Here is a 14,783-nt window from a genome sequence, read left to right as displayed (position 1 = left end):
CTACCTGCAGGAAAAGCAGCCTCGAAAGGCCGCCATCCTGCCCTTCCCTCGCACCACCGGCCACGCCGGGGCGCGAATCATATGAACACGGTCGTTTGTGGCGGGCGCTTGCTGTTTCAAGCCGGCCTCAGCGCGACCGATCAACCGGAGGCTAGCACCATGAATGAATTTCAACAACCATTTGGTCAACCGCAGTTCGCACCACAGGGTCTGGGCAGCATGTTTGGCGGCGCGGTCGGCGGCGCCCTCGGGCGCGGGATTGGCGGCTGGTTCGGCAACAGCGGCGCGGGTGGGCGCATTGGCGAAGTGGCCGGCAATTTCCTCGGGCACTTGTCGCCATTTGCGGCAGATCCCTCCGGCGGCATGGGCATGCAACAGCAGGTCGATCCACAACAGCTGCAGCAGCTGCAGCAGTTACAACAACTCCAGCAACTCCAGCAACTCCAGCAACTGCAAGAACTTCAGCAGCAACAGCAACTGCAACAGATGCAGCAGCTGCAACAACAGGGTCAGCTGACCCCGCAGGGTGGCTTCTTCGGCAATCTGATCAGCAAGATCGGCAAGCCCGCCGGCGCCATAGTCGGCAACCTGACCGGCAATCGCCACTTAGGCAACATGATCAGCGACTATTCCGGCTACGCCCGGCTGCTGCCGCTCGGCGCCGATCCGCAATCACAGCAGCAGATACAGCAGCAAACACAACTGCAACATCCGCTGGTCCAGCTGCAGCAGTTGCAGGCCCAGCAGCAGCAATTGCAGCAACTGCTGCAGCAGGTGCAGCAACAGGCCGCCATGTTGCAACAGCAGATCGTGCAGCAAGGCGGGCAACTGGCACCGCAGGGCTGGCTCAGCAATGCGATCACCCAGTATGCACGGCCGGTCGGCGGCTTTATCGGCGAGCAGCTGGGCAACCAGGGCCTTGGCACCGCGATTGGCGGCGTGGCGGCGCAGCTTGGCCGCTATATACCGGCATCGGCTGATCCATACGGGCAGCAGTTCGGTGGCCCGCTCGGTGGCCAATTCGCCGGTCAGCAAGCGCAGTATGGCCAGTCTGGTCAGTTCGGTCAGCAAACCGTTCACTGAACCATGAGCGACACCACACCATGACAGACCAGCCGGGTCATTGCCGACATTCGCCGGCAGTGATCCGGCATCGAGGAGTCCCCGACATGCCGGCTTCCCTGCCCCCTGCCTCTGCTGGCCGCTACATCGTGCGCGCCGCGAGCGACGACAACGAACTCGTGCGGTTTCTGGCGACCCTGAGCGCCGAACCCGGCGTCCAGCTCGTCGACCTGATCGGCCCGTCGTCAGGCCCGCCGCACACGGCGGTCGTCGAAACCGACGCGCCCACTGCCGAGCGTTTGCGGCAGCAGACTCTTGACCAGTTAACGATCGAACCCGATCAACCGCTCTCGCTGTCCGACTGAACGGCGCCGGGCAAAGGACACACCATGACCAAACAAGCAAAAAGCGGCGCTGCCGATTCGCAGCAGACGCCCACCGTGTTGCAAGACGGTGCAGGAGACGCCCGCGCCGACACTGGCGGCAGCCCCGCCCCGCTGCGCGGACGCCCGGTCACCGAGCGCAAGAAGAAATACCTGATAGCGCCGCGTGCGGTGTTAGGCGGGTTCGGCACCAGCAGCTGGATGGCGCCGCTGGGCCTGTCAGCGGTGCAGCAGGCGCTCACCGCCATGCCCGATATCGATGTGGTCGACACCATCACGCCCCGCGCCAGCCTGGCCACGGCCAGCTTCGGCCCATCCTCGACGGGCGACAGCGCCGAAGGCGTGGTGGTCGCGCGCATGACCGACCAGAAAGCAGGCGAACTGCTGCAGCGTGGCCAGGGCCAGTTACTCGTCGAACGCGACCAGCATCTCGCACTGCTCGACCCGATGCTGCGCCGTCCCGACCTGGTCAGCTCGCTCACGCCCTACCAGGGGCCGCAGTGCGAACTCCTGCTGGCGGTGTTGGGCAGCGATGGTGCGCCGCTGTCCGAGGTTGAGGTATCACTGTTCGGCGGCGTGCTGCCCAGCACCGCCGTGACCGGCCCCGACGGTGTGGCGCGCCTGCGCCTGTATGGCGACGATGCGCACACGATCAGTGGCCTGTACGTCAAGCCACGCGCCGATTACTGGAGCTTCTACCAGCGCGACCCCGACCTGAGCCTGGAAGAGCCGAACATCGTGATGCTGCGGCCTCTGGCCGAGTGGCCGGCGCTGCGCGGCCTGCCGCAGCAAAACGCGATGGGCTGGGGCGCGCGGGCCATGCGCCTTGACGGGGTGCCGCAGCATTATCGCGGGCGTGGCATCAAGGTGGCCGTCATTGATTCCGGCGCCGCCACCACGCATGGCAACCTGAGTGAAATCCACGAAGGTTTCGACGTCGTCAACAAGCGCACCGACCGCAGCACCTGGAATATCGACACACTCGGCCATGGCTCGCACTGCACGGGCGTGATTGCCGCCACCGATGCGGCCTGGGGTATCCGCGGCTTCGCGCCCGAGGCCGAAATCCACGTCTGCAAGCTGTTCCCCGGCGGCCAGGTCAGCCAGCTGATCGACGCGCTCGAATACTGCATCGAGCAGGGCATCGACATCGTCAACATGAGCCTGGGCGGCGCGGCCCCGTCCGAGGCCCTCGAGCGCCAGATCGTGCGCGCCAAACAGGCCGGGGTCGCCTGCATTGCCGCCGCCGGCAATTCGGCCGCTGCCGTCCAATATCCGGCATCGTCGCCGCATGTGCTGGCCGTTGCGGCCATCGGGAAAATCGGCGAGTTCCCGCCCGACAGCTACCACGCCGAAACCATCGGTGCCGACATCGACATGTATGGCTACTTTACGGCGCGCTTCAGCTGCTTCGGGCCGCAGGTCGACGTGTGCGCGCCCGGCGTGGCCGTCGTGTCGTCGGTGCCGCCAAATAATTTCGCCGCCTGGGATGGTACATCGATGGCGGCGCCCCATGTCACGGGGCTGGCTGCACTCGTGCTGGCGCACAGGCCGGAATTCGGCGCAATGGTGCAAGCACGCTCGCCGGAGCGGGTCGAACGGCTATTTCAGGTGCTACGCATGAGCGCACGGCCTGTCACGCTGAATGATCCCAATCACATCGGCTACGGCTTGCCCGATGCGCTGGTGGCGCTGGGCTTGCCGGCGGCGCAGCAGACCATGCCATGGCAAAGCGCGGCAGCAGGGTTTGGCGCGCCGGGTGGCATGCATGCGATGGCGCCGCATGACGGTGGATGGCTCAGCGCGACCGGGGCCGCCATGCAGCATCAGGGCGTGCAATTCCAAGGCATGCAGCATCAGGGTATGCAACATCCGGGCATCCAGCACCAAGGGCAGGGATTGCCGTATCCATTCGGCACGGTGCGGGTGTCAGGTTGGTGAATTGCAGGGCGCCGCGCCACGCTGTAGCAGACGAAAAAAAACCGGAGCCCCACTGTCGTGGCCGGCTCCGGCTTTCTGTCTGGCGTCCCCACGGGGATTCGAACCCCGGTACTCACCGTGAAAGGGTGATGTCCTAGGCCTCTAGACGATGGGGACCTAAAACTGGTGCTGCGTCCTACCGATTGTGGGTTGCCCGATACGGCTGACTGCAACCGGGACCGGCACAAACCTTCGCAAACCATCACAACGACGATCGTGCGACCCTACTTTACTACCAAACTATTGTGCACACAAATGTGTGCCTAAAATAGAAAAACCGGAGCACCTCTCCGCGCAAGCGCGTTGGTCTACCCCGGTTTAAAACTGGCGTCCCCACGGGGATTCGAACCCCGGTACTCACCGTGAAAGGGTGATGTCCTAGGCCTCTAGACGATGGGGACCTAAAACTATTGTGCTCTGAAGAGCGAACTACGACTACATGAAGCTGATGACTGTGATGCACCACCGCTGGCGCGGCGCATCTGCCAAATTCTTGGCGTCCCCACGGGGATTCGAACCCCGGTACTCACCGTGAAAGGGTGATGTCCTAGGCCTCTAGACGATGGGGACCCTGGACCTGCATAACGACATTTTCTTTACTGCGGCAATGTCGTTTTCTTTTACGTGGTGGAGGTAAGCGGGATCGAACCGCTGACCTCTTGCATGCCATGCAAGCGCTCTCCCAGCTGAGCTATACCCCCCACGGGAAAACAACATTTTACTACACTGCACCTGCTTCGACCAGTAGCGCATGCTGATTGCATACTGTGTCGTGTCATTCTAACCAGCAAGCTGGCGTCCCCACGGGGATTCGAACCCCGGTACTCACCGTGAAAGGGTGATGTCCTAGGCCTCTAGACGATGGGGACCATGAACAACCAATTACTGCATTTGCTGCTGGCTACACAGCTTCACATCACTACTGCAGCAAAACCACTGCCACACTTCAGAGTTGGTGGAGGTAAGCGGGATCGAACCGCTGACCTCTTGCATGCCATGCAAGCGCTCTCCCAGCTGAGCTATACCCCCGCAGCGCTGAAGTGCGAGCATTATATAGGACACCCTTGCATTTCGCAAACAACGTTTTTCGACGTTGACGCGAGGTGTCTACTGCGGGCCGTTACAACCCCTTCTGCACGCGCGCCAGCGCGACGTCGCGACCAAACAACTCGAGCACCACATCGATCGCCGGCGTCTGCAACTGGCCCGTCAGCAGCAGGCGCAGCGGCATGGCCAGTTGTGGCATCTTGAGGCTGTGGGCAGCGAGCACTTCCTTGATCATGGCCGCCAGCGATGCCTTGTCCCACGCCACCGTGGCGCAGCGCTCGGCGAACAGCGCCAGCGCGCCGCGCACCGCCTCGGTCAGGTGCAGCGCCAGTTGCTCGGCATCCGGTTGCGGATCGCGGTAGAACAGCATGGCGGCGTCGGCCAGCTCGTTGATCGTGTTCGCGCGTTCCTTCATCAGGCCCAGCACGGTTGGCAATGCCGGCGCCCCATCGAAGCGTGCGCCGTCGCGTTCGAGCTTTGGCAGCGCCAGTGCGGCCAGGCGTTCATTGTCGGCCGCCTTGATATAGTGGTTGTTCAGCCAGTTCAGCTTTTCCGGATTGAACTGGGCCGCCGATGCGGTCAGGTGTTCCAGATTGAACCACTCGGTGAACTGCGCCATCGAGAACACCTCGTCGTCGCCATGGCTCCAGCCCAGGCGCGCCAGGTAATTGAGCATGGCTTCGGGCAGATAGCCCTGCTCCGGATAATCCATCACGCTCACGGCGCCGTGGCGCTTGGACAGCTTCGCGCCATCGGTGCCGAGAATCATCGGCAGGTGGCCGTACAGCGGCAGCTCGGCGCCGAGCGCGCGCAGGATATTGATCTGGCGCGGGGTGTTGTTGACGTGATCGTCGCCGCGCAGCACGTGCGTGATCTTCATGTCCCAGTCGTCGACCGCGACGCAGAAGTTATAGGTCGGCGTACCGTCCGGGCGCGCGATGACCAGATCATCGAGTTCCTTGTTGCCGATCGTGATCGTGCCCTTGACCACGTCCACCCAGGTCACGTCGCCATCGAGCGGATTCTTGAAACGCACCACCGGCTTGACACCATCCGGCACGGCCGGCAGGGTCTTGTCGGCTTCGGGGCGCCAGGTGCCGTCGTAGCGCGGCTTCTCGCCTGCGGCGCGCATGCGCTCGCGCATGGCCTCGACTTCATCGGGCGACGAGTAACACAGGTAGGCGGTGCCGGCGTCGAGCATGCCGGCAACCACTTCGCGGTAGCGGTCCATGCGCTGCATCTGGTAGAACGGCCCTTCGTCGTGCTCCAGCCCCAGCCACTTCATACCGTCGAGGATGGCCTGCACGGCCTCCGGCGTCGAGCGCTCGAGGTCGGTGTCTTCGATGCGCAGGATGAAGGTGCCGCCGAAGTGGCGGGCATAGGCCCACGAATACAGCGCGGTGCGCGCGCCGCCAACGTGGAGGTAGCCGGTCGGGCTGGGAGCAAAACGGGTGCGGACGGTCATGGCGGAAAGCAATCAGGTAAAAGGCGTATTCTACCCCGACGTCCGGCCGGCCAGCATGCATCGCCATGACCCTCACCCCATCGGTTCGACCGCGCGCCACGGTACGCCGGGCCGATCGTTGCATGCAAGTGCGACGGTCGGCCCCACGCATGAACGCGGTGATGGCGCCACAGGCAGCGGCTTTGCCAGGTACGCACGGCGCAGCCTGCCCCAGACCCGGGAGCGCGCCACGGCAGGCAACGGCGAGCCAGCCGGCGCGCTGCAGGACGGTGCGCTGGGATGCAATGCGGTGCGGTGCAATGCGCTGCACTGGGAACAGGCGCCGCGCAGCGCGCGGACCGCCTTTCCACACGGCGCCGGCCTGCAACATGCACAAAGCCCCTGCGCAACAGCGTCACGCAGGGGCTATGTGAAAACCAGTCCGGGCACCAGGCCCGGCCAGGCTTGACGTCAGTCGTTCTTGACGACGATGCTCGGGAACCTGCTGCTCATGTCCTTGGCTTTGTCGGCGATCTTGATCGCGACCTTGCGTGCGATCTGCTTGTAGACCGCGGCGACAGCGCCATCCGGATCGGCAACGACGGTCGGGCGACCGGCATCGGCCTGCTCGCGGATCGACATCGTCAGCGGCAGCGCGCCGAGGAATTCGATGCCGAAATCAGCGCACATCTTCTCGCCGCCGCCGTGGCCGAAGATCGCTTCGGTGTGGCCGCAGTTGGTGCAGGTGTGGGTACTCATGTTCTCGACCACGCCCAGAATCGGGATCCCGACTTTCTCGAACATCTTCAGGCCCTTGCGCGCGTCGAGCAAGGCGATGTCCTGTGGCGTGGTGACGATCACGGCGCCCGTGACCGGCACTTTCTGCGACAGCGTCAGCTGGATGTCGCCCGTGCCTGGCGGCATGTCGACGATCAGGTAATCGAGGTCGCGCCAGTTGGTCTGTTCGAGCAGCTGCTGCAGCGCGCCGCTGGCCATCGGGCCGCGCCACACCATCGGCTCATCCGGGTCGATCATGAAGCCGACCGACGAGACCTGGATGCCGTGGTTTTCCAGCGGCTCCATGCTCTTGCCGTCGTTGGTCAGCGGGCGACCGCTCACGCCCAGCATCATCGGCTGCGACGGACCGTAGATGTCCGCGTCCAGGATGCCGACGCTGGCACCTTCGGCGTGCAGCGCCAGGGCCAGGTTGACTGCCGTCGTCGATTTGCCGACGCCACCCTTGCCCGAGGCAACGGCGATGATGTTCTTCACGTTCGGCATGACCTTCATGCCGCGCTGGACCGTGTGCGAGACGATCTTGCTATAGGCGCGAATGGCCACGCCTTCGACGCCCGGCAGTGCCAGCACGGCGCTGGCCGCCATCTGGCGCAGCATCTCGACCTGGCTGGCGGCCGGGTAGCCCAGTTCCAGCTCGAACGTGACCTGGCCATTGTCGATCTGGATGTTCTTGATCGACTTGGTCGTGATGAAATCCTTGGTGGTATTGGGGTCGATAACGCTTGCCAATGCCGTCTTGATATCGCTTTCAGTGATGCTCATGGTGCTCTCCGGGTGTTCTCCGATTGATATTGGGGCGAAGTGTAGCGCAAAACGGCTGGGCGGCCAGCCTGTTGGTCGTAAACCACGGGGAATACCCCCTGCGCGCACAGGGCCATCCGCTGTTAAAATGCTTCTTTTCATATAACCGAAGCGTTTCAACCATGACCCGCAAGCTGTTCGTCACCACCGCACTGCCCTACGCCAATGCTGCCTTCCATATCGGCCACATGATGGAGTACATCCAGGCCGACATCTGGGTCCGCTTCCAGCGAATGCAGCGCGAAGGCAATGCGCAGGGCGGCCAGAAACGCGAAGTGCATTTCGTCTGCGCCGACGATACCCACGGCACGCCGATCATGATCGCGGCCGAAAAAGAAAACATCACGCCACAGGAATTCGTGGCCAAGATCGCCGCCGGCCGCGCGCAATATCTCGATGGCTTTCATATCGCCTTCGACAACTGGTACTCGACCGATTCGCCCGAGAACGTCGAACTCTCGCAAGGCATCTACCGCAAGCTGCGCGATGCCGGCCTGATCGTTACCAAGACCGTCGACCGCTTCTACGATCCGGTCAAGGGCATGTTCCTGGCCGACCGCAACATCAAGGGCGAGTGCCCGGTGTGCCACGCCAAGGACCAGTACGGCGACAATTGCGAAGTGTGCGGCGCGGCCTACCAGCCGACCGAACTGATCAACCCGTTCTCGGTGTTCACCGGCTCCACGCCTGTCCTGAAGCCGTCGGAGCAGTACTTCTTCAAGCTGTCCGACCCGCGCTGCTTCGCGTTCCTCAAACAATGGCTGAACACGCCAGGCCGCCTGCAGCCGGAAATGGTCAACAAAGTCTCGGAGTGGCTGGGCGAGTCCGGTGAAAAGCTGGCCGACTGGGACATCTCGCGCGACGCGCCCTACTTCGGCATCCAGATTCCCGATGCGCCGGGCAAGTTCTTCTATGTGTGGCTGGACGCACCGGTCGGCTACCTGGCCAGCCTGAAAAACTACTTCGACAAGCAGGGCCTGGATGTCGAAGCGTTCCTGAACGACCCGGCCGCCGAGCAACTGCACTTCATCGGCAAGGACATCGTCTCGTTCCACCTGCTGTTCTGGCCCGCGATGCTCAACTTCTCCGGCCATCCGATCATCGACAACCTGAAGGTCGCCGTTCACGGCCACCTGACGGTGAACAATGAAAAAATGTCGAAGTCGCGCGGCACCGGCATCTCGCCGCTGCGCTACCTCGAACTGGGCATGAACCCGGAGTGGCTACGCTACTACCTGGCCTTCAAGCTCAATGCCAAGGTGGAAGACCTGGACTTCAACGGCGACGACTTCGTGGCCCGCGTCAACAGCGACCTGATCGGCAAGTACGTCAACATCGCCAGCCGCTGCGCCGGCTTCATCGCCAAGCGCTTTGATGGCAAGCTGGCCGACAGCGTCTCGCCATTGGGCCGCGACTGGATCTGCAAGGCGCTGATGCACGATGGCGCCGAGCGCCAGGCGTCCGTGGCTGCCAGCTTCGAAGCGCGCGAGTATGGCCGCGCACTGCGCGAAATCATGGAGATCGCCGACGTCATCAACCAATACGTCGACGAACACAAGCCATGGATCCTGGCCAAGGACGATACCAAAACTGCCGAACTGCATGATGTCTGCACCACCGCGCTGATCCTGTTCCGTCAACTGACCATCATGCTGCAACCGGTGCTGCCGCAAGTGGCGGCGCGCGTCGCCGAGTTCCTGGGCGACTCTGAACTGAGCTGGGTTGACACCCATGGCGCCGCCGTCTACGAATCGATGCTCGGCCGCACCATCGGCACCTATACGCACCTGATGCAGCGTGTCGACGCCAAGATGGTCGAGAACCTGTTCGACAAACCTGCCCCAGCGGCAAGTGCTCCCGCGATCGCCGCGCCGGCAGCCGCTGTGGCGGCCCCGGCTGCAGCGCAGCCGACCGATGCCGTGGAAGGCGAAGGCGAAGGCGACATCGAGGCCCTGGCCCCAACCATCACGATCGACGATTTCGCCAAGATCGACCTGCGCGTCGCAAAAATCGTCAACTGCGAACACGTCGAAGGCTCGACCAAATTGCTGCGCCTGACGCTCGACGTCGGCGAAGGCCGTCACCGCAATGTGTTCTCGGGCATCAAGTCGGCGTACCAGCCGGAAGACCTGATCGGCAAGCTGACGGTGCTGGTGGCCAACCTGGCCCCGCGCAAGATGAAGTTCGGCATCTCGGAAGGCATGGTCCTGTGCGCATCAGGCGCGGACGAGAAAACCAATCCGGGCCTGTATCTGCTCGACCCGATGCCGGGCGCGACGCCGGGCATGCGCATCCGCTGATGCTTCACGCCGGCGCCTGGTCTGGCGTGCCACTGATGTGGCGCCAGGCCGGTCGCCGGACGGCCCCGGGCGCAATTTCCGGGGTCAGTACCGGGTGTACAATGCCATGTTTAAACTATGACAAGACGCCCTACAAACTCTTTTGATAGGTAGCCAAGAACCATGACCGATTTGACTCCCCTGCGCCATATTCCGACCGCCAACGTGTTCCGCAAAGGCGACGTGTTCGTCCTGTTCGGTGAACTGTTCGGCCGCGGCTACGTGAATGGCCTGATCGACGAAGCGCGCGCTGCCGGCATGACGATCGTCGGCATCACCGTGGGCCGCCGTGACGAGACCGGCGCGCTGCGCCCGCTGGACGCCGCCGAGCTGGCCGAAGCCGAAGAAAAACTGGGCGGCCGCATCATCAACGTGCCGCTGATGGCGGGCTTCGACATGGATGCGCCCGAGGGCGAAAAGAATCCGACCGAAATGCTGTCCGGGATCACGCTCAAAACCTGGCAAGAAGAAACCCTGGACTGGGAGCACATCGAGCGTTGCCGCGAAGCCGGCGTGCGCCGCTTCACGACCTCGGCCGCCCAGGTCATGCACGAGATCGACAAGCTGGTGCCGCAAGGCGCGAATGTGTTCTTCGCCCACACGATGGCGGGCGGCATCCCGAAGATCAAGGCCTTCCTGGCCATTGCCAATCGCATCTACAAGGGCCGTGGCGAGCGCTTCATGTCCTCGCGCGCCCTGCTCGAGAGCGATCTGGGCAAATTGATCCTGATGAACTTCGACGAAGTCTCGGCCAACACGCTCAAGTACCTGCTCGATGCGTCGGCCACGATCCGCGACCGCGTGACGCAGGGCGGCGGCGAAGTGCGCTACACGGCCTATGGCTACCACGGCACCGAGATCCTGATCGACGGCGACTACCACTGGCAGACCTACACCAACTACACGCAGGGCTACGCCAAGATGCGCCTGGAGTCGGTGGCCGAAGCGGCGTGGAAGAACGGCATCAGCGCCACGGTGTTTAACTGCCCTGAAATCCGCACGAATTCGTCGGACATCTTCGTTGGCGTGGAACTGTCGCTGTTCCCACTGCTCGTCGCGCTCAAGCGCGAAGGCGGCGGCGCCTGGGCCGAAGAGCAATGGCGCATCTGCGAAGAATTGCTGGGCGAAGGCACGTCGCTGCAGCAGTTGCTCGACACGATCGAGGGCTACAACAACGACGCCACCAGCGCCGCGTTCCGCAATTTCGAGGCCTGGCCGATGGACAACACGCCGGCCCTGGCCGATGTGATGATCGGCACCTCGGAAGCGATCACGGCCCTGCACAAGGACAAGAAAGCGCTGATCACCGATCACCTGTCGAGCCTGGTGCTGGAGGGTGCCGGTCCATTGATGTTCCATGGCGCGTCGGAAAAGATCGCCCCGGTGCTGTGGCTGAACCACGACATCATCGCGCGCCAGCTGAACGCGCTGCACAAGTAAGCGCAACATCGTCATACTTGACGACACCTAGAGCGGGGCGCAAGAATCTGCCCCGCCCCAGGTGTCGTCAAGCCGCTGTTCCATTGCATCCACGAAGCCAATCATGATCTTCTCGAAAAAACACGTGAACTACGAATCCGAGCATACCAAGTTCATCTCGGAACTGAAGAAACAGCACCCCGAGATGGATGCCGGCCAGGTGGCTGGCCGCGCGCTGCTGTGGGACAAGTCCCCTGTCTCGCTCGACGAACAGGCACGCACTGACGAGTCGCGCCTGCGCCAGCAAGCCTATCCATACCAGAACAAGGTCTGAGGACGGACGCGCGCATGATGCCCGACGGGGCGGCTGACGGGCACGAGGTGCACACCCAGCCCGCCATGGAAACACCGCATCCTGCGCCGCTCGACGCCACCCTGGCACGCCTGTACGGTGAGCCGCTCACGCGCTTGCCGAATGACTTGTACATCCCGCCCGATGCGCTCGAGATCTTCCTCGACGCTTTTGAAGGACCGCTCGATCTGCTGCTGTATCTGATCCGCCGGCAAAACTTCAATATCCTCGACATTCCGATGGCGCAGGTCACCCTGCAATACCTCGTCTATGTCGAGCAGATCCGCAAGAGCAATCTCGAACTGGCGGCGGAATACCTGTTGATGGCGGCGATGCTGATCGAGATCAAATCGCGCATGTTGCTGCCCAAGCGCCAGGATGAATTGATCGAGGATGCGGGCGACCCGCGCGCCGAGCTGGTGCGCCGCTTACTGGACTATGAACAGATCAAGACCGCTGCCGTCGCGCTGGGCAATGTACCGCAAGAAGGCCGTGATTTCGTCCGGCCCGAGCTGTTCGTGGAACAGGGTCTGGTCCAGCCACTGCCCGACGTCGATCCCTGGGATTTGCAGCGTGCCTGGCTCGATGTGCTGCGCCGTGCCAAGCTGACGCAGCATCACCGGATCGGACGCCAGGAACTGTCGGTGCGCGAGCACATGTCGGCCATCCTGCGCATGCTGCAGTCAACGCGCTTCGTCGAATTCGGCGACCTGTTCACGGGCCAGCACACGGTGCCGATTGTCGTCGTCCATTTCGTGGCCATGCTCGAACTTGCCAAAGAAACCCTGATTGAAATTACACAGGCCGAACCGTTCGCACCAATTTACGTGCGCCTGGCCTATTTGCCGGCATAAAGCCGGCCTCTCCTCTACCGATCCAACATGAAAATCATCTCTTCCATTGAGGAGCTGCGCGACCAGCTCAGCGGCCAACTGCGCACGGCATTCGTGCCGACGATGGGCAATCTGCACGAAGGCCACCTGTCGCTGATGCGCCTGGCGCGCCGCCATGGCGACCCGGTCGTCGCGTCGATCTTCGTCAACCGCCTGCAATTCGGCCCCAACGAAGACTTCGACAAGTACCCGCGCACATTCCACGAAGACGTGGCCAAGCTGGAAAAAGAAGGCGTCTACGTGCTGTTCGCGCCCACCGAGAAAGACCTGTACCCGGAACCGCAAGAATACCGTGTGCGTCCGCCCGATGGCCTGGGCAGCATGCTGGAAGGCGAATTCCGTCCCGGCTTCTTCGAAGGCGTCTGCACCGTGGTCACCAAGCTGTTCTCGTGCGTGCAGCCGCGCGTGGCCGTGTTCGGCAAGAAGGATTACCAGCAGCTGATGATCGTGCGGAACATGGCGCGCCAGTTCGCGATGCCGACCGAAATCATCGGCGCCGAAACGTACCGCGCCGAGGACGGCCTGGCGCTGTCGTCACGCAATGGCTATCTGTCGGAGACCGAGCGGGCCGAAGCGCCGGCGCTGTACCGGCACCTGAATGCGGTGGCCGACAGCGTGCGCGGCGGTGAGCACGATATCGCGCAAGTCGAAGCGCGCGCCATGGCGGCACTGGCCGAGCGCGGCTGGAAGCCCGACTATATCTCGGTGCGCAAACGCGGCGACCTGCAGGCGCCGGACGCGGCCGACCTGGCTGGCGGCGCGCCGCTGGTCGTGCTGGCCGCAGCCAAGCTGGGCAACACGCGCCTGATCGACAATCTGGAAATCTGATTGGACTGCCTGCCCCGCCGGTCTCAGATCGCGGGGCAGCCCTGGCGTACCAGCGCGGCCTTGAAATCACCTTTGAATCCGGCGTAGTCAACGGTCTTCTGGACGTCGTCGGCGAGACCCAGCGCCTCGGCGCGCAGGCGCGCCAGCAGATCGAACCCATCGACCTGCGGCATCCGTTCACGGGCAGCCGTGCTACCCGTCGAGCCCCACGCTTTGCGCCCACGCCAGCGCCGACAGATGCGCTTCGTTGACGTCGGCTGGACTCAACGCCAGCGTTGCCGCCAGTGACGCCACCAGGTTCGAATTGAGTTCGCACGCTTCGGCCAGCGCCAGGTAGGGACCGTAACTGCCTTCGCGCTTCGTCAGTGCCTTGACGACTTCGTCCGGCAACTGGATCGCATCGAGCACTTCCTGCATGGACAGGCCCAGCAGGCGGTCGAGAAGCGAAAACATACCGGCCACGAACAGGTGCTCACCGGCACCCCGGCCCAGGGCTTTTTGCCCAAGTAATTCCGCCAGGCGGCCGCGCACGACGGCCGTTTCCATCAGCACCGGCGAATAGCCGCTGGCACTGGCCGTGGCCAGCAGCAGCACCAGCCAGCGGTACAGCGGCGCGTAACCCAGCAGCGAGATCGCCTGACGCAGCGACTGCACTTCGCGCCCCGCGCCAAAGCCGGCGGTATTGATGTAGCGCAGCAGCTTGTAGGTCAGCGCCGGATCGCGTTTGAGCACGCTTTCGAGCCGGCCCACGTCGTCATTGGCCTGCACCATCTGCATCAGTTGCAGGATGATTTGCTGGCTCGGGTTCATGCCCTTGACGGGATTGCCCGGCCGCGGGGTCAGGTGCAGCTTGCCGACAAAGGCATCGAGCCCGAGCGCGGCGCAGGCGTCGAAATCGGCCCACGTACCCACTGGCCGCCCGACCATGCGCAGCGACGAGTGCTTGGCGCTGGCGTAGGTTCGCGCCTGCTCCGCCACGTCGACGCCGGTAAAACGCACTTCGACATACGAGGCGTAGGGCGCCAGGTTACGCCCGAGCAGTGTGAGGTCGCAGCCGCGGATGGCCACGCCCACGCCACCGGCGCGAACGGCTTGTACGGCCGCGCGCACGTCGACGTCGGTCAGTTGGCGGATATCGAAGGCGAGAACGGTGCGTTCCGGTGGCAGCGCGTAGAGCGCATCGGTCGACAGCATGGCTGGCACCGCGTCCAGGAACAGGATCTTGTCGCGCAGCAGCCAACCCTGGTCGACATGGTTGACGTGCTCGGCAACAAAGCCGACCAGACCTTCGAGGTCCGGGCCGGTCGGGATACGGCCGTCGTGCTGTTGCCACGACAGCTCGTAGCCGAGAACGCGCTGCCGGGGATCGAGCAGCGGTTCACGGACAATGAAGTTGGTGCGATACATGGAGGCGCCGTTTTAAATTGCTCGGCGCAA

The 14,783-nt window shown here is 63.4% G+C and carries 13 protein-coding genes and 6 tRNA genes; 9 read left to right on the top strand and 10 right to left on the bottom strand.

Translation table 11 applies throughout. The features are described from left to right. Positions 1-81 precede the first annotated feature (81 nt). From RCH14_RS07385 to RCH14_RS07375, 3 genes are all read left to right on the top strand, one after another. Positions 82-1,083, top strand: coding sequence for a hypothetical protein (locus RCH14_RS07385; protein ID WP_343025484.1), 1,002 nt, complete (start codon positions 82-84; stop codon positions 1,081-1,083). 86 nt (positions 1,084-1,169) lie between these two features. After that, entirely contained in the window at positions 1,170-1,427 is a 258-nt protein-coding gene (locus tag RCH14_RS07380) for a hypothetical protein (protein ID WP_343025483.1), read from the top strand. Positions 1,428-1,451: 24 nt separating this feature from the next. Then, positions 1,452-3,386: a S8 family serine peptidase gene (locus tag RCH14_RS07375; protein WP_343025482.1), complete on the top strand. Its 1,935-nt coding sequence runs from the start codon at positions 1,452-1,454 to the stop codon at positions 3,384-3,386. Between the two features lie 80 nt (positions 3,387-3,466). Here the strand turns inward: RCH14_RS07375 and RCH14_RS07370 are convergent. From RCH14_RS07370 to gltX, 7 genes are all read right to left on the bottom strand, one after another. Continuing rightward, positions 3,467-3,542 (bottom strand) — tRNA-Glu (locus RCH14_RS07370). Positions 3,543-3,750: 208 nt separating this feature from the next. Further along, positions 3,751-3,826: transfer RNA gene (locus tag RCH14_RS07365), tRNA-Glu, on the bottom strand. Positions 3,827-3,919: 93 nt separating this feature from the next. Next, positions 3,920-3,995: transfer RNA gene (locus RCH14_RS07360), tRNA-Glu, on the bottom strand. A gap of 55 nt (positions 3,996-4,050) precedes the next feature. Further along, a tRNA-Ala gene (locus tag RCH14_RS07355) sits at positions 4,051-4,126 on the bottom strand. Between the two features lie 92 nt (positions 4,127-4,218). Then, positions 4,219-4,294 (bottom strand) — tRNA-Glu (locus RCH14_RS07350). Positions 4,295-4,378: 84 nt separating this feature from the next. After that, positions 4,379-4,454, bottom strand: a tRNA-Ala gene (locus RCH14_RS07345). A 91-nt stretch (positions 4,455-4,545) separates the two neighbouring features. Beyond that, positions 4,546-5,937: a glutamate--tRNA ligase gene (gltX, locus tag RCH14_RS07340; protein ID WP_343025481.1), complete on the bottom strand. Its 1,392-nt coding sequence runs from the start codon at positions 5,935-5,937 to the stop codon at positions 4,546-4,548. A 55-nt stretch (positions 5,938-5,992) separates the two neighbouring features. Between gltX and RCH14_RS07335 the strand changes: the two genes are divergently transcribed. Beyond that, positions 5,993-6,385, top strand: a complete 393-nt coding sequence (locus RCH14_RS07335; RefSeq protein ID WP_343025480.1) for a hypothetical protein — start codon at positions 5,993-5,995, stop codon at positions 6,383-6,385. 2 nt (positions 6,386-6,387) lie between these two features. On the opposite strand, the gene apbC is transcribed toward RCH14_RS07335, so the two are convergent. After that, the gene (gene apbC / locus RCH14_RS07330; protein ID WP_343025479.1) at positions 6,388-7,476 is read right to left on the bottom strand and encodes an iron-sulfur cluster carrier protein ApbC; all 1,089 of its coding nucleotides are present in this window, start codon (positions 7,474-7,476) and stop codon (positions 6,388-6,390) included. 161 nt (positions 7,477-7,637) lie between these two features. Between apbC and metG the strand changes: the two genes are divergently transcribed. The 5 genes from metG (at position 7,638) to panC (ending at position 13,346) form a co-directional block, all read left to right on the top strand. Further along, positions 7,638-9,815 (top strand): methionine--tRNA ligase, encoded by a 2,178-nt coding sequence (metG, locus tag RCH14_RS07325; protein ID WP_343025478.1) that lies wholly within the window; start codon positions 7,638-7,640, stop codon positions 9,813-9,815. 162 nt (positions 9,816-9,977) lie between these two features. Next, a complete protein-coding gene (locus RCH14_RS07320; protein ID WP_343025477.1) occupies positions 9,978-11,294 on the top strand; it encodes an enoyl-acyl carrier protein reductase FabMG in 1,317 nt (438 codons plus the stop codon). Between the two features lie 103 nt (positions 11,295-11,397). Further along, positions 11,398-11,607: a DUF3460 family protein gene (locus tag RCH14_RS07315; protein ID WP_343025476.1), complete on the top strand. Its 210-nt coding sequence runs from the start codon at positions 11,398-11,400 to the stop codon at positions 11,605-11,607. Between the two features lie 14 nt (positions 11,608-11,621). Continuing rightward, positions 11,622-12,479 (top strand): segregation and condensation protein A, encoded by an 858-nt coding sequence (locus RCH14_RS07310; protein ID WP_407070061.1) that lies wholly within the window; start codon positions 11,622-11,624, stop codon positions 12,477-12,479. A 27-nt stretch (positions 12,480-12,506) separates the two neighbouring features. Beyond that, on the top strand, positions 12,507-13,346 hold the full coding sequence (gene panC, locus RCH14_RS07305; RefSeq protein WP_343025475.1) for a pantoate--beta-alanine ligase: 840 nt from the start codon (positions 12,507-12,509) through the stop codon (positions 13,344-13,346). Positions 13,347-13,369: 23 nt separating this feature from the next. Here the strand turns inward: panC and RCH14_RS07300 are convergent, their stop codons facing one another. Together RCH14_RS07300 and RCH14_RS07295 are read right to left on the bottom strand one after the other, a co-directional pair. Continuing rightward, positions 13,370-13,519 (bottom strand): hypothetical protein, encoded by a 150-nt coding sequence (locus RCH14_RS07300; RefSeq protein ID WP_343025474.1) that lies wholly within the window; start codon positions 13,517-13,519, stop codon positions 13,370-13,372. 19 nt (positions 13,520-13,538) lie between these two features. Beyond that, entirely contained in the window at positions 13,539-14,753 is a 1,215-nt protein-coding gene (locus tag RCH14_RS07295; RefSeq protein ID WP_343025473.1) for an HDOD domain-containing protein, read from the bottom strand. Positions 14,754-14,783: the final 30 nt, after the last annotated feature.

Origin of the sequence: Massilia sp. MP_M2 (assembly GCF_039123635.1) — a bacterium.
Taxonomy (GTDB): Bacteria; Pseudomonadota; Gammaproteobacteria; order Burkholderiales; family Burkholderiaceae_D; genus Telluria.
Note: the sequence above shows the minus strand (reverse complement) of the source record. Positions and strands in the feature narration are given on the sequence as shown.

Coding starts and splice junctions, on each gene's coding strand:
- RCH14_RS07315 (WP_343025476.1), top strand. CDS start 11,398: ATGATCTTCTCGAAAAAACACGTGAACTACGAATCCGAGCATACCAAG.
- metG (WP_343025478.1), top strand. CDS start 7,638: ATGACCCGCAAGCTGTTCGTCACCACCGCACTGCCCTACGCCAATGCT.
- RCH14_RS07310 (WP_407070061.1), top strand. CDS start 11,622: ATGATGCCCGACGGGGCGGCTGACGGGCACGAGGTGCACACCCAGCCC.
- gltX (WP_343025481.1), bottom strand. CDS start 5,937: ATGACCGTCCGCACCCGTTTTGCTCCCAGCCCGACCGGCTACCTCCAC.
- RCH14_RS07335 (WP_343025480.1), top strand. CDS start 5,993: ATGCATCGCCATGACCCTCACCCCATCGGTTCGACCGCGCGCCACGGT.
- RCH14_RS07300 (WP_343025474.1), bottom strand. CDS start 13,519: ATGCCGCAGGTCGATGGGTTCGATCTGCTGGCGCGCCTGCGCGCCGAG.
- RCH14_RS07375 (WP_343025482.1), top strand. CDS start 1,452: ATGACCAAACAAGCAAAAAGCGGCGCTGCCGATTCGCAGCAGACGCCC.
- RCH14_RS07320 (WP_343025477.1), top strand. CDS start 9,978: ATGACCGATTTGACTCCCCTGCGCCATATTCCGACCGCCAACGTGTTC.
- RCH14_RS07295 (WP_343025473.1), bottom strand. CDS start 14,753: ATGTATCGCACCAACTTCATTGTCCGTGAACCGCTGCTCGATCCCCGG.
- panC (WP_343025475.1), top strand. CDS start 12,507: ATGAAAATCATCTCTTCCATTGAGGAGCTGCGCGACCAGCTCAGCGGC.
- RCH14_RS07380 (WP_343025483.1), top strand. CDS start 1,170: ATGCCGGCTTCCCTGCCCCCTGCCTCTGCTGGCCGCTACATCGTGCGC.
- apbC (WP_343025479.1), bottom strand. CDS start 7,476: ATGAGCATCACTGAAAGCGATATCAAGACGGCATTGGCAAGCGTTATC.
- RCH14_RS07385 (WP_343025484.1), top strand. CDS start 82: ATGAACACGGTCGTTTGTGGCGGGCGCTTGCTGTTTCAAGCCGGCCTC.